The organism is Pseudomonas sp. NY11955, assembly GCF_048068035.1.
Lineage (GTDB): Bacteria > Pseudomonadota > Gammaproteobacteria > Pseudomonadales > Pseudomonadaceae > Aquipseudomonas.
In genome coordinates this window covers 308158-332785 of sequence record NZ_JBLUPS010000004.1, presented here as the reverse complement: position 1 = coordinate 332785, position 24628 = coordinate 308158, and the positions used below count along the sequence as shown (strand labels likewise).

At 64.6% G+C, this 24628-nt stretch carries 17 protein-coding genes; 3 read left to right on the top strand and 14 right to left on the bottom strand.

Annotated features, from left to right (window positions below; genetic code table 11):
• Nucleotides 1-39 precede the first annotated feature (39 nt).
• The 3 genes from ACNFBR_RS10080 to ACNFBR_RS10070 form a co-directional block, all read right to left on the bottom strand.
• On the bottom strand, nucleotides 40-2454 hold the full coding sequence (locus tag ACNFBR_RS10080; protein WP_416734791.1) for a TonB-dependent siderophore receptor: 2415 nt from the start codon (nucleotides 2452-2454) through the stop codon (nucleotides 40-42).
• A gap of 96 nt (nucleotides 2455-2550) precedes the next feature.
• Nucleotides 2551-3519 carry a FecR domain-containing protein gene (locus ACNFBR_RS10075; RefSeq protein WP_416734790.1) on the bottom strand — a complete coding sequence of 323 codons (969 nt, stop codon included), beginning with the start codon at nucleotides 3517-3519 and terminating at the stop codon, nucleotides 2551-2553.
• Nucleotides 3516-4034, bottom strand: a complete 519-nt coding sequence (locus tag ACNFBR_RS10070) for a sigma-70 family RNA polymerase sigma factor (RefSeq protein ID WP_416734789.1) — start codon at nucleotides 4032-4034, stop codon at nucleotides 3516-3518. Before ACNFBR_RS10070 ends, ACNFBR_RS10075 begins: the two co-directional genes overlap by 4 nt.
• 157 nt (nucleotides 4035-4191) lie before the next feature.
• On the opposite strand from ACNFBR_RS10070, the gene ACNFBR_RS10065 reads away from it, so the two are divergent.
• The 3 genes from ACNFBR_RS10065 to ACNFBR_RS10055 all read left to right on the top strand — a co-directional run bounded on the left by ACNFBR_RS10065 (nucleotide 4192) and on the right by ACNFBR_RS10055 (nucleotide 8229).
• Nucleotides 4192-4701 carry a sigma-70 family RNA polymerase sigma factor gene (locus ACNFBR_RS10065; protein ID WP_416734788.1) on the top strand — a complete coding sequence of 170 codons (510 nt, stop codon included), beginning with the start codon at nucleotides 4192-4194 and terminating at the stop codon, nucleotides 4699-4701.
• Between the two features lie 4 nt (nucleotides 4702-4705).
• The gene (locus tag ACNFBR_RS10060) at nucleotides 4706-5701 is read left to right on the top strand and encodes a FecR domain-containing protein (protein ID WP_416734787.1); all 996 of its coding nucleotides are present in this window, start codon (nucleotides 4706-4708) and stop codon (nucleotides 5699-5701) included.
• A 98-nt stretch (nucleotides 5702-5799) separates the two neighbouring features.
• Entirely contained in the window at nucleotides 5800-8229 is a 2430-nt protein-coding gene (locus ACNFBR_RS10055) for a TonB-dependent siderophore receptor (RefSeq protein WP_416734786.1), read from the top strand.
• Between the two features lie 50 nt (nucleotides 8230-8279).
• On the opposite strand, the gene ACNFBR_RS10050 is transcribed toward ACNFBR_RS10055, so the two are convergent.
• The 11 genes from ACNFBR_RS10050 to ACNFBR_RS10000 form a co-directional block, all read right to left on the bottom strand.
• Nucleotides 8280-9065, bottom strand: a complete 786-nt coding sequence (locus ACNFBR_RS10050) for an ABC transporter ATP-binding protein (protein ID WP_416734785.1) — start codon at nucleotides 9063-9065, stop codon at nucleotides 8280-8282.
• A gap of 11 nt (nucleotides 9066-9076) precedes the next feature.
• Nucleotides 9077-9832, bottom strand: a complete 756-nt coding sequence (locus tag ACNFBR_RS10045) for an ABC transporter permease (RefSeq protein WP_416734784.1) — start codon at nucleotides 9830-9832, stop codon at nucleotides 9077-9079.
• A 10-nt stretch (nucleotides 9833-9842) separates the two neighbouring features.
• On the bottom strand, nucleotides 9843-10595 hold the full coding sequence (locus tag ACNFBR_RS10040) for an ABC transporter permease (RefSeq protein ID WP_416734783.1): 753 nt from the start codon (nucleotides 10593-10595) through the stop codon (nucleotides 9843-9845).
• Nucleotides 10596-10904: 309 nt separating this feature from the next.
• Nucleotides 10905-13352, bottom strand: a complete 2448-nt coding sequence (locus ACNFBR_RS10035) for a TonB-dependent receptor plug domain-containing protein (protein WP_416734782.1) — start codon at nucleotides 13350-13352, stop codon at nucleotides 10905-10907.
• 62 nt (nucleotides 13353-13414) lie between these two features.
• On the bottom strand, nucleotides 13415-15658 hold the full coding sequence (locus ACNFBR_RS10030) for a TonB-dependent receptor (protein ID WP_416734781.1): 2244 nt from the start codon (nucleotides 15656-15658) through the stop codon (nucleotides 13415-13417).
• A 205-nt stretch (nucleotides 15659-15863) separates the two neighbouring features.
• Nucleotides 15864-16922, bottom strand: coding sequence for an ABC transporter substrate-binding protein (locus ACNFBR_RS10025; protein WP_416734780.1), 1059 nt, complete (start codon nucleotides 16920-16922; stop codon nucleotides 15864-15866).
• Nucleotides 16919-17983, bottom strand: coding sequence for an ABC transporter substrate-binding protein (locus ACNFBR_RS10020; protein WP_416734779.1), 1065 nt, complete (start codon nucleotides 17981-17983; stop codon nucleotides 16919-16921). Before ACNFBR_RS10020 ends, ACNFBR_RS10025 begins: the two co-directional genes overlap by 4 nt.
• A gap of 19 nt (nucleotides 17984-18002) precedes the next feature.
• On the bottom strand, nucleotides 18003-19151 hold the full coding sequence (locus ACNFBR_RS10015) for an LLM class flavin-dependent oxidoreductase (protein ID WP_416734778.1): 1149 nt from the start codon (nucleotides 19149-19151) through the stop codon (nucleotides 18003-18005).
• Nucleotides 19152-19602: 451 nt separating this feature from the next.
• Complete coding sequence (locus ACNFBR_RS10010; RefSeq protein WP_416734777.1) at nucleotides 19603-21444, bottom strand: ABC transporter ATP-binding protein; 1842 nt, start codon at nucleotides 21442-21444, stop codon at nucleotides 19603-19605.
• Nucleotides 21437-23212 carry an ABC transporter ATP-binding protein gene (locus tag ACNFBR_RS10005; protein ID WP_416734776.1) on the bottom strand — a complete coding sequence of 592 codons (1776 nt, stop codon included), beginning with the start codon at nucleotides 23210-23212 and terminating at the stop codon, nucleotides 21437-21439. The genes ACNFBR_RS10010 and ACNFBR_RS10005 overlap by 8 nt, the downstream gene beginning before the upstream one ends.
• 93 nt (nucleotides 23213-23305) lie before the next feature.
• Nucleotides 23306-24538: an acyl-CoA dehydrogenase family protein gene (locus tag ACNFBR_RS10000; protein ID WP_416734775.1), complete on the bottom strand. Its 1233-nt coding sequence runs from the start codon at nucleotides 24536-24538 to the stop codon at nucleotides 23306-23308.
• Nucleotides 24539-24628: the final 90 nt, after the last annotated feature.

The following is a 24628-nucleotide window of genomic DNA, read 5'->3' as shown; positions in this document are numbered from 1 at the left end:
GCCTATTTGCTGGCCAGATTCGCATGCAGCTCACACACTTCAGAAGTCGTAGCGCAAGTCCAGCATCGCATTGCGGGGCGTACCATAGTGGCCGTAGCTGCCCGCCATACCCGCGTAGTACTTCTCATCGAACAGGTTGTTCACGTTCAGCGTTGCCGCAAAGTGATCAGTCACCTGATAACGCGCCATAAGGTTGGCAACGGCATAATCGTCATCCTTGGCCTTGGCATTGTTCAGGTCGGCAAACGTCAGCGACTTGCTGGAGTCCCAGTTGACGCCGCCGCCAAGGGTCAGCTTGTCCCAGTCACCTGTGAGCCTGTAGGTCGTCCACAGGCGCAAGGTGTCCATCGGCAGTTGAGTGTTCAGGCGATTGCCGTCAGCATTCTCTGTACGGGCGTGGCTGTACCCGGCCTGCACGTTCCAGCCGGGAGCGACTTCGCCACTGATCTCAACGTCGAAGCCTTTGGTTTTGGCGCCATCCACAGCCCGGTAGGCGGAGGCGCCTGAAGGGGTGATCTGCCCAGGGTCCAGTTCTGCAAAGTTATCTCGCTCGACCATGAACAGCGCCGCGCTGGCGTTCAGACGGCCCCCGTAGAATTCGCCTTTCCAGCCCATTTCGTAGTTCTTGCCAATCACGGGGGCGAGTACCTGGCCGCTTTTGTCTTGTGACGACTGGGGCTGGAAGATATCGGTATAGCTGGCATAGACCGATTGCTCAGGCGTCAGGTCGTAGATCAGGCCGGCATAGGGTGTAACCTCACCCGTTTCACGCATCTTGCGTGGCGTATTGAGCCCAGTGATTCGCGAAGTGAAGCTGTAGTCGTAGCGGTAGTTTGACACCCGTGCGCCCAACAACAGGTGCAATTCATCGCTCAGGTTGAAGCGGTTGGCGACAAAGTATCCGCTCTGTCGCGTCTTGATATCTAGCAGTACCGAAGGCCGGTAACTATCACGGGCCAGGTAGTTGTCCCACGTGTAGAAGTTGAAATCAGTGTTGCCACCACTCAGTGAATCATGGTGATTCTTGTAATCCGAGTAGTTGTAACCCACCACCAGATCGTGGGTGTGCCCGAACAGCTCATAAGTGCCCTGCAGGTTTACATCCACACCTTTCTGCACCTGGTTGGCAGATATCATGGCCCGCTCGGCACTGGCCACCCCGGTCTGCTGGTTGAGGAAGCTGTTACCCGTGGTGCTGCGGAACCAGCCCAGGTCGGCATCGCGATCAACATCCATGTAGTTGGTCACAACCCTTAGCTTCCAGTCATCGGCCAACTGATGCTCCAGCGTCGCGGTGTAGTTCAGGGTCTCGAAATCGTCGTACATCCACCGCGCACCAGAGCTTGTGGCGCGGGAGAAGTGGGTCTGCTGGCCATTGCTGTAGATCAGTGGTACGCCAGGCGCGCCAGCTGACCGGTATTTCTGATAGTCGACGCCAAAACGTACCAGGGTGGTATCGCTCAAGTCGGCTTCAACCACGCCGTAGGCAATCTCCCGCTTCTGGTCGTACCAGTCCATGACGGTGTGGTTGTCTTGCTTGGCGGCCACCAGCCGCCCACGCACATTGCCCGTATCGGTCAAGGGTCCGGACACGTCCGCTTCGCTGCGGTAGTTGTCCCAGGAACCGACACTGCCCTTCACATAGGACTTGAACTCGCGGGTGGGCTTCTTGCGGATCAGGTTGATCACGCCCCCAGGCTCGCCAGCCCCGGTCATTAACCCCGTGGCGCCGCGTAAGACTTCGATATGGTCGTACAGCGCGGTGTCCAGTAACGTGCTGGGCATGTTGCGGGTTTCGTTCTGCTGGCTGGTGTTGACGCCGTCGAACTGGTAGCTGTTGATGGCACTGCCACGGGAATAGATGTTGAAACGTTCGCCGCCGTCCTGGGACATGGTGATGCCGGGTGTTTCCTTCAGCACATCGGTAATGCTTGCCAGGTGCTGGTCGTCCATGCGTTGGCGGGTAATGACACTGATGCTCTGCGGCGTCTCGCGAATCGACAGATTCATCTTGGTCGCGGTGCTGGTCACTCCGGTGGTGTACGAGCCGGTCCCCTCGGTGGTCGCCCCAAGCCCGACGCTGTTCACGTGCGTTGCCGACAGCTCCATGGCCCCGGTTTCCTCACCTGCGGGGATGATGAAATAGCGATCGTCACTTTCCCGCATTACCCGCAGGCCACTGCCCGACAACAGCGCCTGCAAGCCTGCGTCGACACCGTACACACCGTCCAGCCCCGGCGTTTTCCGGCCCTGGGTGGAAGCGGGGTCGAACGACAGCACGATGCCCGCCTGGGTAGCGAAGCGGGTCAGTGCCTGGCCCAGGTCACCCTGGCCGATGTTGTACTCGCGGGGCGTGTTGTCGGCCAGGGCAGGTGTGCCGGCGAACAGGGCCGAAACCAGCAGGGCGTTGCGGATACCGGCCGCCAATGGGCGGAGCGGATGATGGGTTTTCATGGAGGACTTCTCTTATGTTGGCAAGCGGGTCATGTACCCGTTACCCCTGAGTCGGATGAGAAAGAGAAGAAATCTCATCGGCTGGCAAAAAAGTTTTCATCCCGCGTGCAGGGCGCTGACACTCACCCAGTATCGGGTGCGTTGCACGATGTCTATCGGCAGCACGCTAGCAATCGCACGCAGGGCTTTATCGGTGTCGTCTACCGGGAAGGTACCGCTGACGCGCAGCCCAGCCACCGACGGGTCGCAGCGCAGCCAGCCAGGGCGGTAGCGGCCCAGTTCGGCGATCAGCGTACCCAGCGCTTGTTCATTGGCCACCAGCAGGCCTTGGGTCCAGGCATCCTGTGCGGCGGCCAGCGAACGTGTGGGGCCGGCATGCGCTGCAGAGAAACGGCAATACTGTCCGGGTTGCAGCAACAGGGGGTGCCCATGGGCGGGCGTGATGCGCACTTGGTGCTCGAAGACCGAGACCTGAGTCTGCCCGTCCAGCAGGCGCACCGAAAAGCGCGTGCCCAAGGCTTGCACGCGGCCATGCCGGGTGTGTACGAAGAAGGGCCGGCCGGCCGGATCGTTTGCGGTAGTGATCATCACCTCGCCCTGGCGCAGGTGCACCAGGCGCTGTTGCGCGTCGTAGCGGACATCCGCCGAGCTGTCGGTGTTCAGCATCAACTGCCCACCGTCGGCCAGGGCCACGGGCAGTCGCTGGCCAATCGCGGTGTGATAGTCGGCGAGCCAGGCGCCGTTTTCGAACTGGTCAACGCCCAGCCAGCCCAGGCTACTGCCGCCCAGCATCAGCGCCACGCCCTTGAGCACACTGCGCCGGGTGTTGTGCTGCGCCTGACCGGCAAGCTCCAGCGTGCGGCCGGCCATGGCAGCGGGCACACCTTGCAGGCGTTGTTGCAGGTGCTCGATCTGCTGCCAGGCCCACTGGTTGGCCGCGCCTTTTTGCAGCCAGTGTTGCCAGCCAAGGTGGTCCTGTGGCCTGGCCGTGCCGCTCTGCAGCAACGTGTACCACTGCACCGCTTGCTCCAGTGCCTCGCGCTGGCGCGGATCGGTCAGGCTCATTGCAGGTTCGCCTCGATGTTGAACAGCAGGCAGTGGTGCAGTGCCTTGGCCATATGCCGGTTGACGGTGGACAGCGATATGCCCAACTGCTCGGCGATGGCCTTGTACGGCAGGCCATCCAGTTGCGAGAGCAGAAAAGCCCGGCGTACCTCCATTCCCAGGCCGGCCAGCATGGTGTCCAGCTCACAGAGGGTCTCCAGCAACACGGCGCGGTCTTCCTCGGAGATATCCAGCGCTTCGGGCTGTTCGGCCAGTGTTTGCAACCACGCCCGCTCCAGGCGTGCACGGCGGAAATGGTCGATCATCAGGCGGCGGGCAATGGTCGCCAGGTAGCCCTTGGGCTCGCGTATGGCGTGCAGGCGCTCGCCCGCGTTGTCTGCCGTGAGGATACGCACGAACACGTCCTGGACCATGTCGGTGGCCAGGTCACGGCAGGTCAGCCGTGGTTGCAGCCAGTTGCGCAGCCAGCGGTGGTGGTCACGGTAAAGGCCATCGACCTGGGCGTGTGCGTCCATGCAGGGCTTTTTCATGCAGTCAGTTTCAAATAAGAATTCTTATCATTATGGTGGTGCTTGGGCAGAGGAACAAGAGGCCAGGTATCCGCTTGCGTCGTCTAATTGAGAGTGATTATCATGTTTGACTCATCAGCACGCAGACGCAGGCCACTCGCCAATGGGACCCCCAAGCTCGTTCGACCTGGATGTCGAACACCTCTACACGCAGCACCACAGCTGGTTGAAGCGCTGGCTGATGAAGCGTCTGGGGGAGGCTGCCGATGCCGATGACCTCGCCCAGGACACCTTCGTGCGCATCATGCGCGCACGGCGCCCGGTCAACGATTTGCAACGCCCCCTGGCGTACCTGGCGACCATCGCCAACAGCCTGCTGATCAATCGCTGGCGCCGCCTGGCGGTGGAGCGTGCTTATGCAGAGGCATTGGCGGCGCAGCCGGAGCAATTCGAGATTTCAGCCGAAGAGCGCCACTTGCTGATTGAAACCCTCACTCGGCTCGACGAGCTGCTGCACGGGCTGTCGCCACGGGTGCGGGAGATCTTCCTGCTGTCGCAGCTCGACGGGCTTACTTACAGGCAGATCGCCGAGCAGTTGGCGCTGAGCGTTGACCAGGTGCAGCGGGCCATGCTCAAGGCTTTCGATCGCTGTTATGCCAGCCAGTTCGAGTAACCCCATGCCTGCCGCCACGCCCCAGGTCGAGCCGATATCCGCTGCCGTTCGCCAACAGGCCATCGCCTGGTTTTCATTGACCCAGTCCGGTGATATTACGGCTGAAGAAGTGCGTGAGCTTGCACGCTGGCGCCAGGCCGACAGCGAGCACGAGCGGGCATGGCAGCGCATGGTGGGTTTGCCGGCACTGGTCCGCAACAATGCTGGCATGCTGCGCGACCCTGTCGCCCGGTCGGCGCTGCAACAGGCCCGCTACGTCAGCGGCGACCGCCGCCAGGTGCTGAAACTGCTGCTGGGGGCTAGCTTGCTGGGTGCCATCGGCTGGCAGGCCAGGGAGAGCCAATGGCTTCAGGGCGGCTTGGCTGACCTCAGTACCGCGACGGGCGAACGCCGTCGCCAGGTGCTGGCCGACGGTACCGAGCTTTGGCTGAACACCGCTACGGCGGTGGACATCGACTTCAACGCCAGCACTCGGCGCATCCTGCTGCGCTACGGCGAAATCAACCTGCGCACTGGCCACGATCCGCTCGGCCGACCGCTGCAGGTGCACACCCATGAGGCGCTGATGCAGCCACTGGGCACGCGCTTCACCGTGCGCTGTGGCGAGGGTTGCGTGGGGACACTACTGTCGGTCAGTAGCGGGCGAGTGGCGGCCACGTTGCGAGGCGGGCACGGGCAGCAGGTGGTCGAAAGCGGCCAGCGTGCGCGGCTTGATGATTCTGGCATTTTCCTTATGCAGCAGGCCGTGCAGGACGATGCCTGGGTCGATGGCTTCGTGATTGCCCAGGCCACGCGCCTGGAGGAACTGGTCGGCCAGCTTGGCCGCTACCGCCCGGGCATTCTGCGCTGCGACCCGCGTGTGGCCGGGCTGCGGGTCACCGGGTCCTATCCGCTGGATGACAACGAACGCATCCTCGCACTGTTGGCAAGCAGCCTGCCGGTAAGCATCCAGCGGCGCACGCGCTACTGGGTGACGCTGGTACCCAAAGTAGAGGCCTGAAAAATATTTTCGCGATTCGCGCAGTTTTTTCGTTTTCGATTGGCTTCAAGGCATACCCCGCCAATAACGCGGCCCTTTGACCCTTTCGGACGCTCCACATGACCCCTCGCATTACCCCACTGGCCCGCGCCATCCACCTGGCATTTGCCACCGGCTTGACCCTGAGCTGCCTGGCAGCTGGCAACACCGCGCTGGCGCAGCCAGCGGCCAGTAACATCATCCGTTTCGATATCGACGCGGCCCCGCTCGACCAAGCGCTTAGCCAGTTCGGCCGCCAGGCCGGTATCCCGCTTTCGATCGATGCCAGCCTCACGGCTGGCAAAGCCAGCCCGGGGGTGAGGGGCAGTTTCAGCGTTGAGCAGGGCTTTGCCCAGTTGCTGGCCGGCACCGGGCTGAACGTGTTCAGGACTGACAGCGGCAACTACCTGCTGACGCAGGCCGCCGACGCGAGCGGGGCGCTGGAACTGGGGGCCACGTCGATCAACTCGCGACTGCTGGGGGAGACCACGGAGGGCACCGGGTCTTACACCACGGGGGTGACCAGTACGGCTACCAAGATGAACCTTTCGATGCGCGAAACGCCGCAATCGATCAGTGTGATCACCCGCCAACGCATGGATGACCAGCAGCTCAACAGCGTAACCCAGGTGCTGAACCAGACCCCAGGCATCACCATGTCCCAGGACGGTGGCCTGCGTTACAACATCTATTCCCGTGGCAGCGCCATCAACACCTACCAGCTGGACGGGGTGACCACCACTCAGGAAAACCAGACCCGCAACATGCCCAGTACCCTGCTGGACATGACTTTGTACGACCGCGTCGAAATCGTGCGCGGCGCCACTGGGTTGATGACTGGGGCAGGTGAGCCTGGCGGTGTGGTCAACCTGATTCGTAAGCGCCCGACCCGCGAGTTCCAGTCGCATGTTCAGGCGACTTTAGGTTCGTGGGACTATTACCGCAGTGAGGTTGACATTTCCGGGCCACTGAACGAGAGCGGTGACCTGCGGGGCAGGCTGGTGGCTGCCAAGCAGAAGAATGGCAGCTTTCGCGACGTGTACAAGGAGGATAAAGACATCCTCTACGGTGTGCTCGAAGCCGATGTGAACGAAGATACCCTGGTGCGTTTTGGCGTGGACTACCAGAAGTTCAAGGGCACCGGGTCACCGGGTGTGCCACTGATGTTCACCAACGGCAAACAGACCGACTTTTCCCGTTCCACCAGCTCCGGTGCCCGGTGGATGTACGATGAGCTCGAGACCACCAACTACTTCATGGCCAGCGAACACCGTTTCGACAACGACTGGCAACTAAAGCTGGCCGCGAACTACATGACTTCCGACCGTGACAACTATAACGGTTCCTACCAGACCTCGACCGGGCGCGCCTGGCTCAACGAGGCGACTGGCGAGGCACGCATGCTGCGTTATAACGCCGAAGCGGACCAGACCCAACGCGGGGTTGACCTGACCTTGCAGGGACCGTTTTCGTTGTTCGGACGCACCCACGAGTTCATCACCGGTTTCAACTATCAGGATTACAAGAACGATCACACCGGTTATGACGTGGGCATCAGCTTCGTTAATTTCTACGACTGGGACAATTACCTGCCTCGCCCAGGCGACACCGGTGCGGTGGGGGAAATACTGAATATCAAGAGCAGTCAGCGTGGCACCTATGCCGCGTTCAAATTCAATGTGACGGATGACTTGAACGTTATCCTCGGCGCGCGTACCTCCGATTATGACTACGACTATTACTATTGGCCGAGCACGGTATCGACCACGAAGATGCATGAGCGAGGTGAAGTAACGCCGTATGCCGGCATCACCTACGACCTTACCCCAGAGCAATCGGTTTATGTCAGCTATACCGATATCTTCAAGCCGCAATCTAACCGCGATAGCAGTGGTGCGGTCATCGGCCCGGTGGTGGGCAGTAACTACGAACTGGGCTGGAAGGGCGAGTTCTACAACGGTCGGCTGAATGCCAGCACAGCGTTGTTTCTGGTCAAACGCGATAACCTGGCAGTGGTGGACGGCAGCCAGACGGTCGCCGGCACGGTTGACGAGCAAGCTTACAAGGCTGCCCAAGGGACTGAGACCAAAGGTATCGACATGGAGCTGTCCGGTGAGGTGCTACCGGGCTGGCAGGTCATGGCAGGATACAGTCATGCCCGCACTGAGGATGCCGACGGTGTGCGCCAGCTGACACAGCTGTCGATGGATACGTTCCGCTTCTGGAACACCTATCGGCTGCAGGGGGACTGGAGCAAGCTGACAGTGGGTGGCGGTGTTTCCTGGAATTCCGGCACTTCGTTGTACTACTCCAGCCTGAAGGCCAGGGCTACCCAGGACGACTATACGGTGGCCAGCCTGATGGCGCGGTACCAGGTGACTGACAACCTGGCGGCCACGCTGAACCTGAACAACTTGTTCGACGAGAAGTACTACTCGGGGATTGGTGGTAGCGTTGGGCATTATGGCGACCCGCGCAATGCGAGCCTGAACCTGCGTTACGATTTCTGATGATACCGAGGGCCGCAAGGCGGCCCTCGGCAATCGTTCAGCTCCCCCTCTCAATGCCCCACCAACTCCCCCAGCAACCGCTGCTTGTACCCCTGCAACACCTGGCTATCCCGCTGGCGCGGGTGCGGCAGGTCGATGCGCAGATCCTCACGGATACGTCCCGGGTGCGCATCCATCACGATCACCCGGTCACCCAGGTACAGCGCCTCTTCAATATCGTGGGTCACCATGATCACCGTGCAGCGTTCTTGCACCCAGATGCGCTGCAACTCCTGCTGCAAGCGCACTCGGGTCAGTGCATCCAGGGCGCCGAGCGGTTCGTCCAGCAACAGCACCTTGGGCTTGTTTACCAGGGCACGGGCAATCGCCGCCCGCTGGGCCATGCCGCCGGACAACTGGTGCGGGTAGGCCTGCTCGTAACCACTCAGGCCCACCAGGTCGATGTGTTCGGCCACCAACCGGTTCTTCTCCAAAACCGGTAGCGCGTGGTTTTTCAGGGCCAGGGCAATGTTCTGCTGCAGGGTCATCCAGGGGAACAGGCGGTGGTCCTGGAACACGATTCCGCGCTCCAGGCCCGGCCCGCGCACAGGTTGCTGGTCCAGCAGGATCTGCCCCTGGTAGTCCTGATCGAGCCCGACAATCAGCCGCAGCAGGGTGGATTTGCCACAGCCACTGGCGCCGAGGATGCTGACGAATTCGCCAGGGCGGATGTCCAGGTCGATGCCTTCGAGCACCGCTACAGGCTTGCCTTTGAGCGGGTACGCCTTGTTCAGGCCGCGAATGGTCAGCGCGCCAGTACTGGCGGTGGTGGGTAAAGCGTGGGCGATGGCGTTCATGGTCGGGCCTTTCAATGGTTGGTGCGCCAGCGCAGCAGGCGACGGGTGAGGAGGGTGCACAGCCACGACATCAGGTAGCCACTGAGGCCGATGCATAGCACGCAGACCACGATGATCTCCATGCGCGCGGCGGCTTCGGCGTTCATCATCAGGCTGCCAAGGCCAGCCCCGGCGGACAGGAACAACTCGCTGCCCACCGAGGTTACCCAGGCAAACGCCAAGGCTTGCAGCACCCCGGCAGCAATGCCTGGCAGTGCCGCCGGCAGCAGGATCAGCCACAGTTGCTGCCAGCGGCTGAGCATCAATACCTGCGCAGCTTCACGGTGCTGGCCGGCGACCTGGCGCAGGCTTTCGAAGGTGTTCAGCACCATGGGGTACAACGCCGCCAGGCTGACGATCAGCAGCTTGGCGCCTTCGCCATTACCGAGCCACAAGGCAATCAGCGGGATCCAGCCCAGCATCGGTACCTGGCGCAGGGCATGGAACAGTGGCGCGATCAGGCGGTTGGCCGGTGCGGACAGTGCCATCAGCGCACCCAGGCCGACACCGCCGACAATGCCGATGGCCAAGCCGCTGCAAGTGCGCAGCAGGCTCGCCCACAGGTTGACCAGCAGTTCGCCGCTGCCCAACAGCTCGGTCAATGCCGTGCCCACCTGCGCCAGTGGCACGAAGGCATAGGCACCGGCCGCACCCTGGCGCGAGGCATATTCCCAGGCACCGAGCAGCAACAGCGGTAACACCAGGCCACGCACGTTCTGCAGTTTCATCGCATCCTCCTCAGCGGCTTTGCCAGGCAGACAGGCGCCGTTCCACACGGCGCAAGGTGAAGTCCAGGGTGAAGCCGATCAGCCCGGTCAGTACCACGCCGACCATCACCACATCGATGCGCAGCATCTGCCGGCCCATCTCGATCATCTGCCCCAGACCGCTGTCGGCCGCCAGCAGCTCGCAGGCCACCAGCACCACCCAGGCGCGGGTCAGGGCCACGCGTATACCGGTGACGATGGCCGGCACGGCGGCGGGCAGGGCAATCCGGCCTACCAGCGTTGGCCAACGCAAGCGGTACACCGCTGCCACTTCGAAATGGCTGCGCGGGATCGCGCGGATGCCTTCGCAGGTGGCCAGTGCCACTGGGAAGAACGCGGTCTTGGCGACGATGACTACCTTGAAGGTTTCGTCGACGCCGAACAGCAGCACGAACATCGGGATCAGTGCGATGCTCGGTACTTGGCGCAGGGTGTGGAACAGCGGGGAGCAGTAGGCCTCCACGGTCTTCGACAAGGCCAGCGCCGCGCCAAAGGCCAGGCCAGCCAGCGCGCCGCCGGTAAAGCCCAGGGCCAGCCGCGACAGGCTGCCGGCCAGGTGCTCCTGCAACTCGCCGCTGGCCAGCAGGTCGGTGAGGCTGCGCCACACTTCCTGCGGCGGGACCAGCAGGTTGGCCGGAAACAGCCCGGCGTTGGCCACCGCCGCCCAGAGGGTGAGCAGGGCCAGGGGGGAGATGAACCAGGAAAGGGACGAGAGCACACGCATGGCTGGCCTTGGAAAAGCAGAGGGTAGAGGAGTATCGCAAGAGCTGTGCCAGGCGCTGGAGGCCCAGGATCAAAGGGTTGGAGGGCAAGGATGCTGTTGTGGCAGCAGTGAGGTGCTGCTGTGGCAGCAACTCATCAGCAGCGTCGGCTCTGGCTCATTCCCCCAGGCCGACGTGGTCCGTGTAGGAGCAGCCTTGTGCTGCGAAGAGGCCGGTGCTGCCATAAAAATGCTGTTGTCATACCGGCCTCTTCGCAGCACAAGGCTGCTCCTACAAGGACCGCGCCATGTCTGTAGCGCGGCGGTATCAGGTCAGAAGTCGTAACTCACACTGGTGTAGTAGAACGCCCCCTGCGCCCCTTCCGGGCTGGTGATGGAGTATTTCGGCACGCCATACAGCTGCGCACCCTTGAGCTTGTCCGGGTGGCTGTCGAACAGGTTGATGGCGCCCGCCGACAGGGTCAGGCCCAGGTCGAAGCGGTACGACACGTCCAGGTCGGTCACCCACTGCGGGCTGAAGGTCTGGTCCAGCGTCGGGTTGGCGGCGTTGCGGTTCTTCCATTCGCCATAACGGCGCTGGGCCACGGTGACGCTCCAGCCGTCATACAGCCAGTTGGCGCTGAGGGTCAGTTTGTCCTTGGGCGTGCCGTCCTCGATCAGCCCCTGGGTGTTGCGGCCGATGATCTGGTTGCCGGGGATGCCGCCCACATCGTCCAGGCCAGTGATGCGGGTGTTGTTGCGCGCGTAGCCGCCGTTGAAGTCCACGCGGCCCCAGCGGCCCACGTCCAGCTGGTAATGGCCGGCCAGCTCGAAGCCGTCGGTGCGAGTGTCGGCAATGTTGGTGTAGAACGCCGCGCTCTGGATGTTGGCGTAGGGCGTACCGGCGAAGATCGGGCCGACCACCGACGCCGGCAACTGGTCGGACAGGGTGATGCGGTTGTCGATGTCGATGCGGTAGGCATCGAGTGTGACCGAGGCGTTAGGCAATGGCCGCCAGACCAGGCCCACGGAGAAGTTGGTCGACTCCTCCGGCTTCAGCGCCTTGCCACCGAGCAAGGCGGCCTCCGGGCTGTCGGCGCGCAAGGTGCGCTGCTGCACCTCGACCCAGTTGCCGCTGCCCGGCGGCTGTTCCACCACCTGCACACTGAACGACGACAGCCCGCTCTGCACCAGCGAAGGCGCGCGATAGCCGGTGCTGGCGCTGGCCCGTGCGGCAATCTGCGGGGTGAAGTCATAGCGCAGCGACAGTTTGCCGTTGGTGGTGTCGCCAAAGTCCGAATAGTGCTCGCTGCGCACCGCCACACCGGCCTGGAAATTCTCGGTCAGCTGGGCTTCGACATCGAAGTAGGCGCCGATCACGCGGCGGTCCAGCGACACCGCATCGACCTGGGTGATGCCCGAGTAATAGCCAGGGATACGTCGGCCAGTGACGGGGTCGATCGTGTTGAAGAGCGGCCCGTTGGACCAGCCGGCGGCGTCGCCCTCGCTGAGGTCGTAGTTTTCCCGGCGCCAGGCCAGCCCGGCGGACACGGTCAGCGGCTTGAACAGCCAGTCGTTGGCGAAGTCGCGGGTCCAGTCCAGGGTCAGGTTGGTTTGGTCGGCTTCGCGGCGGCCGGTGTAGATGGTCGACGGGCTGGCGGTGCCCCAGCTGGGGTTGATGGCGTCGTGGTCGGTGGAATCGACGCGGTTGTCGCCGTAGTTCAGTGCCAGGTCGAAGTTGCCCAGGGTTTCGTTTTCAAAGCGCAGGCCGCCGGTGACGGCAAAGTCTTCCAGGCCGTAGCGGGTGACTGGCAGGCGGCCGTCCGGGTAGCGTGCCAGGGCCACGCTGCCGTAGTTGCTGCGCAGGGTGGTGGGTGGGTCGAAGAAGTTCTCGGCATCGGTGTTCTTGTGCGCATAGGTGGCGAAACCGTAGGCGCTCAGGCCCTCGCTCAAACCCATTTCAGCGTTGGCGGTGAAGTTGTACTGGTCCGAGACATTGCCCGAACCCCAGCGCCAGTTGCGGTAGCGGTTGTTCTGCTCGCGTGGCGTGTCGATGCTGGTGGAACCGGGGTAGAAAAGACGGTTGTCATCACGGGTATCGCTGGCCGGGTCCTGGCTGCCCGCGTCGAAGGCCAGGGTCAGGAAGCCGTCGTTGGGCAGGGCAAAGCCCTTCCAGCCACTGAGCTTGCGTTGCAGGCCGTCGCCTTTCTTGTAGCCGCCAAAGCGGTAGCCGGCATTGCCGCCTTCGTCGCGCTCCTTGAGCACGATGTTGATTACCCCGGCAATGGCGTCCGAACCGTATTGCGCGGCGGCGCCGTCGCGCAGGATTTCCACCCGTTCGATGGCCGATAGCGGGATCAGGCTGAGGTCCACTGCTGCCGCGCCCCGGGCGTTGACCAGGCCCTGGCGGGTGACGTTGGCGCTGGTGTGGCGGCGCTTGCCGTTGACCAGTACCAGCACCTGGTCCGAGGCCAGGCCGCGCAGCGACGCGCCCTGGGCGATGGAGCCGGCGAAGGCGCCTTGTGGCGACTGCGGGAAACTGAACGAGGGCGACAACGCGGTAAGCGCTGCGGACAGGTCGCTGGCGCCGGTTTCCTGAAGTTTTTCACCGCTCAGCACATCCACTGGGGCGGCGCTTTGCAGGGCGGTGACGTCGCTGCGATGGGTGCCGACCACGACCACGGTGTCGAGGCGGTCGTTGGGTTCGGCGGCGAATGCGGGCATGGCGAGGCCGGCGATGGCCAGGGCGATGGCGCTGGCCAAGGGGGTATGGTGGGGCATGGGTCAATCCTTCTAAACAGCGTGATGCCGTGGGGCTGCGCGGCGGCCCCAAGGGTTTTCGATCAGAAGCGGCTGGTAACGCTGAGCCCAACGGTGCGCGGGTCACCGTAGGTGATCACGTACTGCCCGGCAGTGCCGTTAGGCCGGCCATGCACCTGGTAGCGGCGGTCGGTGAGGTTGTTGACGAAGCCCGTCACGCTCAGCTTGTCGTCATGGCTGAACCAGCTCAGGCGCGCGTTGGCCAGGGTGTAGTGGGGCTGGCTGAGGGTTTCGTCGGCGCTGCTCTGGCGGTCGGCCAGGAAATACTCTTTGTCGCGGAAACTCACGTCGCCACCGGCCACCAGCTTGCCGCCGACCTCCAGCGGGATGGTGTAGTCGGCACCCAGCGACACCACGTTGCGCGGCGAGCGCACGAAGCTATTGCCGCTGTAGTCGCCCGTCACGGCGCCGGTGGTGGGGTTGGTGTTCTTGAAATCGGTGTACTCGGTGTCCAGGAACGACACCGCCGCGCGCAGGTGCAGGCGTTCGGTCGGCTGGCCTTCGATCTCCAGCTCCGCACCCTTGACCTTGCCCTTGGCGCCGTTGGTCAGCGCGGTGGTGAGCACGCCGTTGTTCACCGTCAGCAGGTTCACCTGGATGTCGGAGTAGTCGTAGTAGAACAGGTTGGCGTTGACGATCAGGCGGCGGTCGAACCACTCCGACTTAAGCCCCAGCTCGTAGGCATCCAGCTCTTCCGGATCGACCGTGGTCAACTGCGCCAGGCTGGTCGACAGCCCGGTGTTGAAACCACCCGAACGGAAGCCATGGGCGTAGCGGAAGAACACCCGCAGGTTGTCGTTGATGCGGTACTCGGGGGTCAGGTCGTAGGTCCAGGCTTCCCAGGTCTTGTCTTCCTGGCGGTTGCCGTTGGTGCCCACGCCGCCCAGCGGGATCAGCGGGCCATTGGCGGTGGCGCGGGTCAGTTGCACCAGGTCCAGGTCGATGTCCTTTTTTTCCTGGGTCCAGCGCAGGCCACCGGTCACGCTGAAATCATCGGTGAAGTCGTAGGTCAAGTTGCCGAACAGCGCGTAGCTGTCGGTGCGGTGATCGTAGCCCAGGTCGCGGAACGCGGTGGTGCCCACCTGGTTCGAGCCGGTACCGTTGGGCGTCGGGCCGGGGGTGACGACGCGCTGCGCGGAACTGTCCAGGTCTTCATGGAAGTAGTGGGCGCCCACCAACCAGTGCAGCGGGCGGTCTTCCGGCGAGGCCAGGCGCAGCTCCTGCGACCACTGGCGGTAGCTGTTGTCGGTGATGGCCGCGCCGTTGACCTCGTAGGGGGTGTAGTCGGCATCGCTGGTGGAGCGGTTGCGGATGTAGTCGTAGGCGCTGATCGAGGTCAGGGTGTAGTCGCCCAGGTACCAGTTGAAGGTCAGCGAGGCGCCGTCGTGGTCCAGGCGGTAGTCTTCGTTGACGTTCAGCGAAATGTCGCGGCCATGCGGGCGTTCGTAGCCGACGTTGTAGTAGCGGCCCACCGGCAGCGAACCGTTGCTGCCGTCGCCTTTGAACTGGCGGCTGTGCAGCTTGAGCAGGGCGTCCAGGTCGGGGTTGAGCTGGGCCAGGAACTGCAGGCGAATGGCTTTCTTGTTGACGTCGCCATAAGTGTTGCCGTCGAAGTCGTTGTTCTGGAAACCGTCACGCTCTTCGGAATACAGCGCCACCCGCCCGGCCAGTTTTTCATCCACCAGCGCACCGCCGATGGCACCGGTAACGATGCGCTCGTTCTTGCTGCCGAAGCCGACCGTGCCGTAGCCGTCGGTGTCGAACGTGGGCTTTTTCGAGATCACGTTGACCGCGCCAGCGGTGGTGTTCTTGCCATACAGGGTGCCTTGCGGCCCGCGCAGGATTTCGATGCGTTCCAGGTCGAACAGCGGCCCACCACCGGCGATGGGGGCGTTGAGGTACACGTCATCGGCGTAGATGCCCACCGGGTAGACCGTCGCCGCGCCCGTGTCGCCCGTGCCCAGGCCACGGATGTACCAGCGCGGGCGCCCGTCGCCGTCGGGGTTCTTGGCCGAGGCGTTGGGCACGAAGGTGGTGATGTCGCCCATCGAGCGCACGCCGTCGGCAGTGATGCTGGTGCCCTTGATGGCCGACACGGCGACCGGGACTTCCTGCAAGGTTTGCTCGCGGTGCTGGGCGGTGACGGTGACGGTTTCCAGGGCCGGTTCGTTCTTGTTGTCTTCGTTGGCGGCGATGGCCTGGGTGCCGGTGCCGGCCAGCAGCAGCGCGAGGCTGATCTGGCGGGCGAGTGGATGAGGTTGGTGCATGGTGAATCTCCCCGTATGTAAAGCGTTGTTGGGGAGAGCTAGAGCAGGGACTGTGCCATGTTGTTAAGTGTATGATTTTTAAGAATTGTATTTGGATGTTTGGCAGGTGTTGCAGGTTGGGCAGCAGTGCGGTGCTGGGCGAGTGCTGCTGGGGCAGCAGTGGTGGCTGACAGATTGTTGGGGCTGCAAAGCAGCCCCCTGCAATTCAAACCGCCAAACGCGAAGTCGAACCGATCACCGTCTCCAGCACACGGAAATCAATCCACTCCCGCACATCGAAGCGCCGCGGTATGAACCCCCACCTGAAAAGGAACTCGGTAAAGTCCTGCAGCGCGTCGATCGAACGGCTGTCCAGCGTCGTGCGCAAGCGCCGGTGTGCATCGTCGCCATAAGCTGCCGCCACCCAGTACTCGCTGGTGTTCAGCTCACGCGCCAGAAAGCGCCGGGTCTCCTCCGGGTTGGCCCAAGCCCATTGCTCGGTACGCAGCACCGTGTCGACCAGTGTACGGCTGGCATCGAAGTGGTTCTCCAGCAAGTGCCGGTCCACGGTCAGCGTGCGCGGGGTACCGTTGTTGCTGCGGATCAGTGGGTCGGGGTGGCTGCCGGTGTCCACCACCACGCGCAGGCCGAACTCATGGGCCAGGTGCACCGCATGGGCACCCTTGAGGAAGATGGCGTCGATGTCACCACGCAGCAGGCCGATCAGCTCGTTGTTGCGGCGGCTGAAGCGGCTGGTGTCCAGGCTCACTTCGGCGCCATACAGGTGCTGCTTGGCATCGTCGCTGTAGGTGCCGCCATACGGGTAGTCGACCAGTTCCACATCGGCCACGGCCAGGCCTTCGAGCTTCAGGGCGTTTTCCAGCCCGCGCAGGGCCTGGGCACGGGTGAAGTCGATCTGCACATTGGCCCACTTGGGTATGCCGAAGCGGCGGTTTTTCAGGTCGCGGATACTGCGCACGCCACTTTCTTCGGTGGTGAGGATCAGCTGCACCTCATCGCTCCACGACAGCCCCAGCACGCGGGTTTCGACGCCACTGGCGTAGGCCCAGATCGCCGGGATGTTGCCGCCGTGGCGCACCGAGTTCTGTAGGTGGTGATCGTAGTGGGCCTCGCGCACCTCGCGTTCGCTGGACTCGCGCAGCGACTGGATATTGGTGCCGAACGGCGCGAAGGCTTCGGCCAGGCGCCCCGACTGCACGGCAATGCCGAGGCCGGTGGGCACCGGGCTATGGGTGTACCAGAGGGTTTCCAGGGGCTTGGTCATGGGGCAATAGGTTTCCTGTCCATGGGGATGGGGGCCAGCAGCTGGTCCAGTGGATGCTGGGCAATCCAGTCGCGCACCGCGAAGCGGGCCGGGATGAAGCGCCAGCGTTCGAGGAACTCGACAAAGTCCTGCAAGGCATCGATGGCCTGTTCGTCCAGGCGGGTGTCCAGGCGCAGGTGGGCGTCAGTGCCGTAGGCCACTTGCACCCAGTACTCGCTGCTGTTGGTTTCCCGCGCCAGGTAGCGGCGGGTTTCATCCGGGTGCTGGTGGGCCCAGCGCTCGGCACGTAGCACCGAGCCCAGCAGGGTGCGCACCACCTGCGGGTGCTGCGTCAGCAGGTGGCTGTCCACCGCCAGGGTGCGCGGCGTGCCATTGTTGCTGCGGATCAGCGGGTCGGGGTGGCTGCCGGTGTCGATGACCGTGTGCAGGGCAAAGGCGTGGGCCAGCTGCGCGGCACTGGCGCCTTTGAGGAAGATGGCGTCCACCTCGCCGCGCAGCAGGCCGGCCAGCTCCAGGTTGCGGCCTTCGCTCTGGGTGCTGGAAACCGGTGTGCCGGCCACGTTGCGCACCGGGCGGTCACTGAAGGTGCCGTCGTAGCGGTAGTTGACCAGCGCCACGTCGCCCACCTGCAGCCCTTCGAGTTTCAAGGCGTTTTCCAGCCCGCGCAGGGCCTGGGCGCGGGTGAAGTCGATCTGTGCCGCGGCCCAGTCGGGCAGGCCGAAGCGGCGGCCCTTGAGGTCCTTGACCGTGCGGATGCCGCTGTCCGGCCGGGTCAGGATCAACTGCGTCTCATCGGCCCACGACAGGCCGATAACGCGGGTGTCGCGGCCCTGGGCGCGGGCCCAGATGGCCGGGATGCTGCCGCCATGGCGCACCGAGTTGAGCAGGCTGTGGTCGAAGTGCGATTCGCGCACCGCCTGCTGGTCAGCTTCGCGCAGCGACTGCACCTGGGTGCCAAGGCTGGCCAGGTCGTCTTGCAGCCAGCCTTGCTGCACGGCGATGCCAAGGCCGGTGGGCACCGGACAGCGGGTGTACCACAAGGTATCGAGGGGTTGGCTCATGTTCGGGCTCCGGTCGGGGTCAGGCGCTGGCCTGCAAAGGGGTAGGGGTGGCCTGTTGCACCAGCGGCAGCACTTCTTGGCCGATGCGCAGGGCTTCTTCCAGGTGCGGGTTGGCGGCGAGGATGAAGGTACTGAAACCGGCATCGCGGTATTCGGCCAGGCGTTCGGCGATGTTTTGATGGCTGCCCACCAGGCCCACGGTAGGGCCGGGCTTGGCCTTGGCGAAGCCGGCCCACAGGTTGCGCGCCAGCACCAGCTCGTCAAAGCCTTGCAGGTGCTGGTGGTACGCGGCCTGGCGTGCGCCGCCGACCGAGTCGGAACCGCTGATGAAGTTTTTCGCCGTGCTGCTGGCCTTGCCTTCCAGGCGCTCGAACTGCTGGCGCAGCTCGCGCCAGGCCTGTTCTTCGGTTTCTCGGGCGAACAGGTCGACGCGCAGGCCGAAGCGCACCGTGCGGCCTTGCTTGTCGGCCAGTTCGCGCACCCGTTCGATATGCGGCTTGAGTTTGTCGAGCGGTTCGGCCCAGTTCAGGTACACATCGGCATGGCGCGCGGCCACGTCCAGCGCAGCATCGGAAAACCCGGAGAAGTACACGCCCGGTTTGCGTTCGTGCTGCAGGCCAGGTGGCAGGCTGCCGTTTTCCAGGCGGTAGATATCGCCCTCGTAGGAGAACGTGTCCTGTGCCCACAGGCCCTGGATCACGTCGAGGAATTCGCCGGTGCGCTTGTAGCGCAGGTCATGTTCGAGGAAGTCGCCATTGGCGCGCTGGCTGGCCGGGTTGCCGCCGGTGATGATGTTCCAATCCAGGCGACCGCCGCTGAGATTCTGCAGGATTGCCGCCTGCTGGGCGGCATACGCTGGCAGGGTCCAGGTGGCCTGGAAGGCGATCAGGAAGCGGATGCGCCGGGTTTCGCGAGCCAGCGCGGCGGCGGCAATCCACGGCTCCGGGCCGGTGGGCAGCAGCGCGCCCTCGAAGCCGGCCAGCTCGGCGGCCTTGGCCACCTGGGCGATGTAGTCGATGTAGGTGAAACCGTCGGCCTGGCCATCGGGCAGGCGGCCGGGGGCGATGTTGCCGGCGCGGTGCCGGGGGTTGCCGCGGTTGTGGCGGTCGGTGGACAACTGCGGGCCGTCGGTGCCCAAGGGCAGGCGCCAGAAGAATTCGGTGGTCATGGGGGCTCCTGAAGGGGAGGTTGTGCGGGTGGGGAAGCTGGTGCAACGGCTGTGCCATGGGAGGCGCGCGGCCGGCGGGGTGGGGATTTGCGGGGTGGGCGTGGGGCGGAGTGCTGCTGTGGCAGCAATTGGGCAGCAGTGGATGCTGGGAGAGCAGCATGAGGGCTGTGGGGTGTAGGGCTTGGGGGATGTGGTGGCTGGAAGACCGAGCGCCGCCCGCGCGGCGCATCGCGAGCGAAGCTCGCTCCTACATTTGTTTCGGGCCAATTTTTTCTGTGGGATTTGCGCGCGAACGCCTTGGCGCCTGGCTCGATATCGCGTCGTGCAAACAAGGCGGTCGCGCGCGCCTGTCACAGGCGTTACTGGCCCGAAACAAATGTAGGAGCGAGCTTCGCTCGCGATGCGCCGCGCGGGCGGCGCTCGATCGCCCAGGCGCTGCAACCCTCAAGCCCTACACCCCGGCCATAACCTCCCCGGCACTGCGCAGATACGCTTCATACAGCGCTGAATAGGCACCACCGCGCCCAATCAACTCAGCATGCGCCCCTTGCTCTACCACCCGCCCATGCTTCACCACGGCAATCCGGTCGGCATCGCGGATGGTCGCCAGGCGATGGGCGATGATAATCGCCGTACGCCCCTGGCACAGCCGGCGCAGGGCCCGCTGGATACGCCGCTCGGTGTGCACGTCCACCGCCGAGGTGGCTTCGTCGAGCACCAGCACCGCCGGGTCGGCCAGGTAGGCCCGCACCAGGCACACCAGCTGGCGCTGGCCATGGCTCAGGTGCGCACCCAGCGGGCCGACCTCGGTGTGGTAGCGCTGCGGCAGGCGTTCCAGCACCTCGTCGGCGCCCAGCTCGCGGGCGGCGGCGATCAATTGCGCATCATCGGCAGCCGGCGCGGCCAGGCGCAAGTTGTCGAGGATGCTGCCGCTGAACAGCACGTTATCCTGCAGTACCACGCCCACATTGCGCCGCAGGTCATGCTGGGCCAGGGCGCGCAGGTCGATGCCATCGAGCTTGACCGCGCCTTGCTGGACCTCGTAGAAGCGCGTCAGCAACTGCACCAGCGTGCTCTTGCCGTGCCCGGAAGGGCCGACGATGGCCAGTACCTCGCCCGCGCGGATATGCAGGTCGAGCCCGTCGATCACAGGCCGTGGGCTATTCGCCGCGTAAGCAAAACCGACGCCGTCGAAGTCCACCTGGCCGCGCGCCCTGGCCATTGGCTGCGGTGCTGCTGGGTCGAGCACCTGCGGGCGGGTGTCGAGCAGCAGGAAGATACGCTGGGCCGAGGCGCTGCCGGTGGCGTAGCGCTCGAACAGGTCCGACAGCTCCTGCAACGGCCCAAGAAACAGGAACACGTAGAACAGGCTTTCGGCCACCTGGCCCACGCTGACCTTGCCCTCGGCCAGGCCATGGGCACCGACCAGCAGCAGTACAGCCATGCCGGTGGTGCTCAGCAACGCGGTGAACGGGGCGAACCAGCCGGCGCGCAGGCTGCCGCGGATCAGCGCTTGGTTGAAGTCTTCCAGCAGGCGCCGATAGCGCGCCTGGTTGCGCTGCTCCTGCCCACATTGCTGGATCAGCCGCACCCCGCTGACGCTTTCCACCAGGTGCGCGGTGAAGCGGCTGCGTTGCTCGGCCACCTTGGCCCAATTGCGTTGCGACACGCGTTTGAAGCGCCAGGTGGCCACGGCCAGCAGTGGTACCGTAGCGGCCAGGCTGTAGAAGAAGCTGGGCTCGATACGCCACAACATCACGGCTGCCAGGCCGCAGCGCAGCAAGGCGCCGAGCAGCTCCGGCGGGCCTTGCACCAGCAGTGGCTCCAGCGCATCCACGTCACGGTCGGCGCGAGAAATGATGCGCCCGGCGCGGGTTTGGTCGAAGTAGCTCACCGACAGCGCCTGCACATGGGCGAACACACTCACCCGCAGCGCGTTGAGTACGCCGATGGCCGCGCGCCCGGCAATGAACTGTGAAACCCCGGCCAACAGAAAACGCCCCAGCCAGCTCGCTGCCAGGCCCAGGCCCAGCCACAGCACCAGGCGCTCGTCCAGTAGCCAGTGGTCGGCGCTGGCCACCAGGCCCTTGTCCAGCAGTTCGCGCACGAACCAAGGCCGCAGGAACACGGTGAACACCAGCAGCAGCTCAATGCCGATCACTGCCAGGATCTGCCCGCGAACAGGCCGTACCAGCGGCAGCAGGCGGTGGAACATGCCACGGTCCAGCGCCTGGCGGGCCAGGCGTTGCTCGATGTCGATATCGCTGGCGGGGGTGTGCTGTACATCAGTCATGGTCGATCCCCAGCAGGTCGCGGTAATGGGCGTTGTGCGCGCTCAGCTCGGCATGGCTGCCGCTGGCACTGATGCGGCCGTTTTCCAGCATCAGCACGCGGTCGGCCAGCAGCAGGGTGGACAAGCGGCTGGTGATCAGCAGCAAGGTCGGGCCTTGGCCACCTGCGCTGTGCAGGCGGCGGATGTTGTGCAGCACCTGGCGTTCGCCCAGTGCGTCCAGGGCGCTGGTAGCGTCGTCCAGGCAGAGGATGTCTGGTGCGCCCAACAGCGCGCGGGCCAGGCACAGGCGCTGGCGCTGGCCGCCGGACAGGGTCACGCCACGGTCGCCCAGTGGCGTGTCCAGGCCGTGGGGCAGGCGCTCCAGCACATCCTCGGCGGCGGCCAGGCGCAAGGCCTCGCGCAACTGAGCGTCGCTGGCCTGCGGTGCGGCCAGGCGCAAGTTGGCGGCCAGGCTGTCGGAGAACAGAAAGCTTTCCTGCGGTAGCACCTGCACGCGGCGGCGCAGGTCGGCCAGGTCGAGGTCGCGCAGGTCATGCCAACCGCCAGTATCGCTACCAACCTGCACGCTACCGCGTTGCACATCGGCCAGGCGTGGCAGCAGGCTGGCCAACAGGCTCTTGCCGGTGCCGGTGGCGCCAACCAGCGCCACCACCTCGCCCGGGCGCAGGGTCAGCGAACAGTCGTGCAGGATGTGCCGGCCCGCTTCTGCGGCGCTGACCTGTACCTGGTTCAGCTTAAGCCCCAACGGCCCGGCGGGCAGGCTGGCATGGCCGCCGACGATGGCTGGGCGCTCGTCCAGCAACTGCCAGATGCGTTCGGCGCTGGCGCGGGCATCGGCGAAGGTCTGCATCACCCGGCCGATGCCTTCGATACGGAACACCAGCGTGGTCGCTACCAGCAGCGAAGTGACCAGCTCGCCGATGCCCAGCGTGCCGGCAGCCACACAGTGGGCGCCATAGACCAGGATCCACACATGCCCCAATGCCACCACCGCTTGCGGCAACGGAATGCGCGAGCTGGCGTAGGCGAGGGCGGCGCGGGCATGGCCGGCGAACACCTCCACCTGGCCGGCGAAGCGGGCGATGCGCTGGTGTTCCAGGCCGAAGGCCTTGATCACCCGCACCCCACCGATGCCTTCGGCCAGGTCCTGACTGACCTGGTCATAGGCGGCGCCGACGGCGCGGTCGAGGGTGACCAAGCGGTCGGTCTGCACTACGAACAGCCACAGCCCGACGCCGGTCAGCAGCAAAGGCACCAGGCCAAGCAGTGGGTCGTACCAACTCAACAGGCCGACGGCGGCGATCACCACCAGCGGCGTTTCGATGATCTGCCGCCAGAAGGTGATCAGCGCGTCGCGCACCTTGTCCGCATCGCGGGTGGTGCGGGTGACCAGTTCGCCCATGCCGTGGCGCCAGTGGTAGCCCAGGTGCAAGCGCTGCACCTGGCCGAGGATGCGTTCACGCAGGCGCGTGAGCAGGGCCTGGCTGAGCACCAGTGACAGCACGGCGGCGGCGTACTGCAACAGGCCGCGCCCCAGGGCAATGGCCAGCAGCAGCCACAGCCAGTGCCAGGCGATGCTGGCGTCCAGGCTGCCATCGGCCAGACGCTGCACGGCGCGACCTGCGCTGACATCGTCGACCGCATGGCCGATCAGCCACTGTTGCCAGGCCAGGCCGAGGTTGCCGGCGATGTACAAGGCAGTGACCAGAGCGAAGCGCCAAGGCATTTCACGGTAGATGGCCAAGGCCCGAAGAAGCGGGTGGTTCATGTAATTGCTCGATCAGAATGCGACACCGCCCCCCTGTAGGAGCGGCCTTGTGCCGCGAATGGGGCGCGATGCGCCCCCCGGCCCCAACTGTATTCAACGACGTATGGCGCCCTGGCTCTCCTTGGCATTGAGCACCGCCGTGTACTCCCCAGGGTCCGCCCCGTTCAAGTAGTAATTCCCAACGTTGTGCAGCCGCCAGCGGATCGGGTCGTGGGTGGTGTGCACCCGGGCATTGCGCCAGAAGCGGTCGAGGTTCCACTTGCTGAGCGAAGCGCTGGCCCCCAGCAGCGAGAACAAGTCGCTGGAAATTTTCAGCGACGCCGCATCGGAGTGCGCACGGGCGGTAGCCACCGACAAGATCAGCTCATCCTGCAAAGCCTTGTCCTGCGGATCACGCTCGTGTTCATCGAACACCCGCGCCGCCTCGCGCAGCACCGATTCGGCACCGCGCAGCGCCACTGCGTACTCGCCGACCTGGCGAATCACATGCGGCTCGTCGCTGGCACGCTCGACCCCGCTCTCGACCCAGGCGCGGGCATGCTCGCGCAGGTACTCGACGGCTGCCTGCAATGCGCCAGCGGCGATGCCGGTGTCGATGGCGGCGTGGAGGATCTGCGGGAAGGTCAAACCGGTGCGTTTCATCGGCCCGCTGCGGCGGGTCAGGTAGCGCTCGTCGAGCACGATATCGTCGAAATTCACCGTGCCGCTCACTGAGTTTTGCTGCCCGAAGGCCTGCCAGTCATCGACCAGGGTCAAGCCGGGTGTGTCGCGGTGCAGCAGCACACCGACGCCGCCGTCTTCGCTGGCGGCGGTCAGCGAGATCCACTCGGCCAGGTAGGAGCCGGTGGAATAGAACTTGCTGCCGTTGAGCACCCACTGGCCATCGGCGCGGCGCTCGACGCGGGTCTTGAGGGCGAACTTGTTCTTGCCGCCGACTTCGGCCAGGGCGTTGCCGAAACGCTTGCCGGCCAGTACGTCGGTGATCAGCCGGTCACGTACTTCATCGGGGTAGCCGCTGAAGATGCCGCGCAGCATCACGTTGTGAATCTGCAGCAACTGGCCGACGCCGCCGTCGGCGGTAGAGATCAACCGGACCGTTTCGACCACGGTCTGCACCGAGGCACCGAGGCCGCCGAACTCGGTCGGCACGGCGATGGCGGTCAGGCCGCTGCTGGACAACAGCTCGGCCTGGCGCCGGGGTAGCTGGCCGTTGTTGCGCGGGTCGGCAGCCAGTTCAGCGATTTGCGCGGCGACCTGGCGGGCGGTTTCGATGGCCTCGGCTTCGCTGGTCAGGCGGCGGGCGGGGGAGGGTTCGATGGCACTCATGGTGGGGTCTCGGATTGTCTGAAGGGCCTTGTGGGAGCGGGCATGCCCGCGAATGGCTGCACCGCGGTCTCCAGCCCTTGAGCAATATCT

Excerpts from the sequence above, each read along its gene's own strand:
- ACNFBR_RS10080 (WP_416734791.1), bottom strand. The coding sequence starts at position 2,454 with ATGAAAACCCATCATCCGCTCCGCCCATTGGCGGCCGGTATCCGCAAC.
- ACNFBR_RS10075 (WP_416734790.1), bottom strand. The coding sequence starts at position 3,519 with ATGAGCCTGACCGATCCGCGCCAGCGCGAGGCACTGGAGCAAGCGGTG.
- ACNFBR_RS10070 (WP_416734789.1), bottom strand. The coding sequence starts at position 4,034 with ATGGACGCACACGCCCAGGTCGATGGCCTTTACCGTGACCACCACCGC.
- ACNFBR_RS10065 (WP_416734788.1), top strand. The coding sequence starts at position 4,192 with ATGGGACCCCCAAGCTCGTTCGACCTGGATGTCGAACACCTCTACACG.
- ACNFBR_RS10060 (WP_416734787.1), top strand. The coding sequence starts at position 4,706 with ATGCCTGCCGCCACGCCCCAGGTCGAGCCGATATCCGCTGCCGTTCGC.
- ACNFBR_RS10055 (WP_416734786.1), top strand. The coding sequence starts at position 5,800 with ATGACCCCTCGCATTACCCCACTGGCCCGCGCCATCCACCTGGCATTT.
- ACNFBR_RS10050 (WP_416734785.1), bottom strand. The coding sequence starts at position 9,065 with ATGAACGCCATCGCCCACGCTTTACCCACCACCGCCAGTACTGGCGCG.
- ACNFBR_RS10045 (WP_416734784.1), bottom strand. The coding sequence starts at position 9,832 with ATGAAACTGCAGAACGTGCGTGGCCTGGTGTTACCGCTGTTGCTGCTC.
- ACNFBR_RS10040 (WP_416734783.1), bottom strand. The coding sequence starts at position 10,595 with ATGCGTGTGCTCTCGTCCCTTTCCTGGTTCATCTCCCCCCTGGCCCTG.
- ACNFBR_RS10035 (WP_416734782.1), bottom strand. The coding sequence starts at position 13,352 with ATGCCCCACCATACCCCCTTGGCCAGCGCCATCGCCCTGGCCATCGCC.
- ACNFBR_RS10030 (WP_416734781.1), bottom strand. The coding sequence starts at position 15,658 with ATGCACCAACCTCATCCACTCGCCCGCCAGATCAGCCTCGCGCTGCTG.
- ACNFBR_RS10025 (WP_416734780.1), bottom strand. The coding sequence starts at position 16,922 with ATGACCAAGCCCCTGGAAACCCTCTGGTACACCCATAGCCCGGTGCCC.
- ACNFBR_RS10020 (WP_416734779.1), bottom strand. The coding sequence starts at position 17,983 with ATGAGCCAACCCCTCGATACCTTGTGGTACACCCGCTGTCCGGTGCCC.
- ACNFBR_RS10015 (WP_416734778.1), bottom strand. The coding sequence starts at position 19,151 with ATGACCACCGAATTCTTCTGGCGCCTGCCCTTGGGCACCGACGGCCCG.
- ACNFBR_RS10010 (WP_416734777.1), bottom strand. The coding sequence starts at position 21,444 with ATGACTGATGTACAGCACACCCCCGCCAGCGATATCGACATCGAGCAA.
- ACNFBR_RS10005 (WP_416734776.1), bottom strand. The coding sequence starts at position 23,212 with ATGAACCACCCGCTTCTTCGGGCCTTGGCCATCTACCGTGAAATGCCT.
- ACNFBR_RS10000 (WP_416734775.1), bottom strand. The coding sequence starts at position 24,538 with ATGAGTGCCATCGAACCCTCCCCCGCCCGCCGCCTGACCAGCGAAGCC.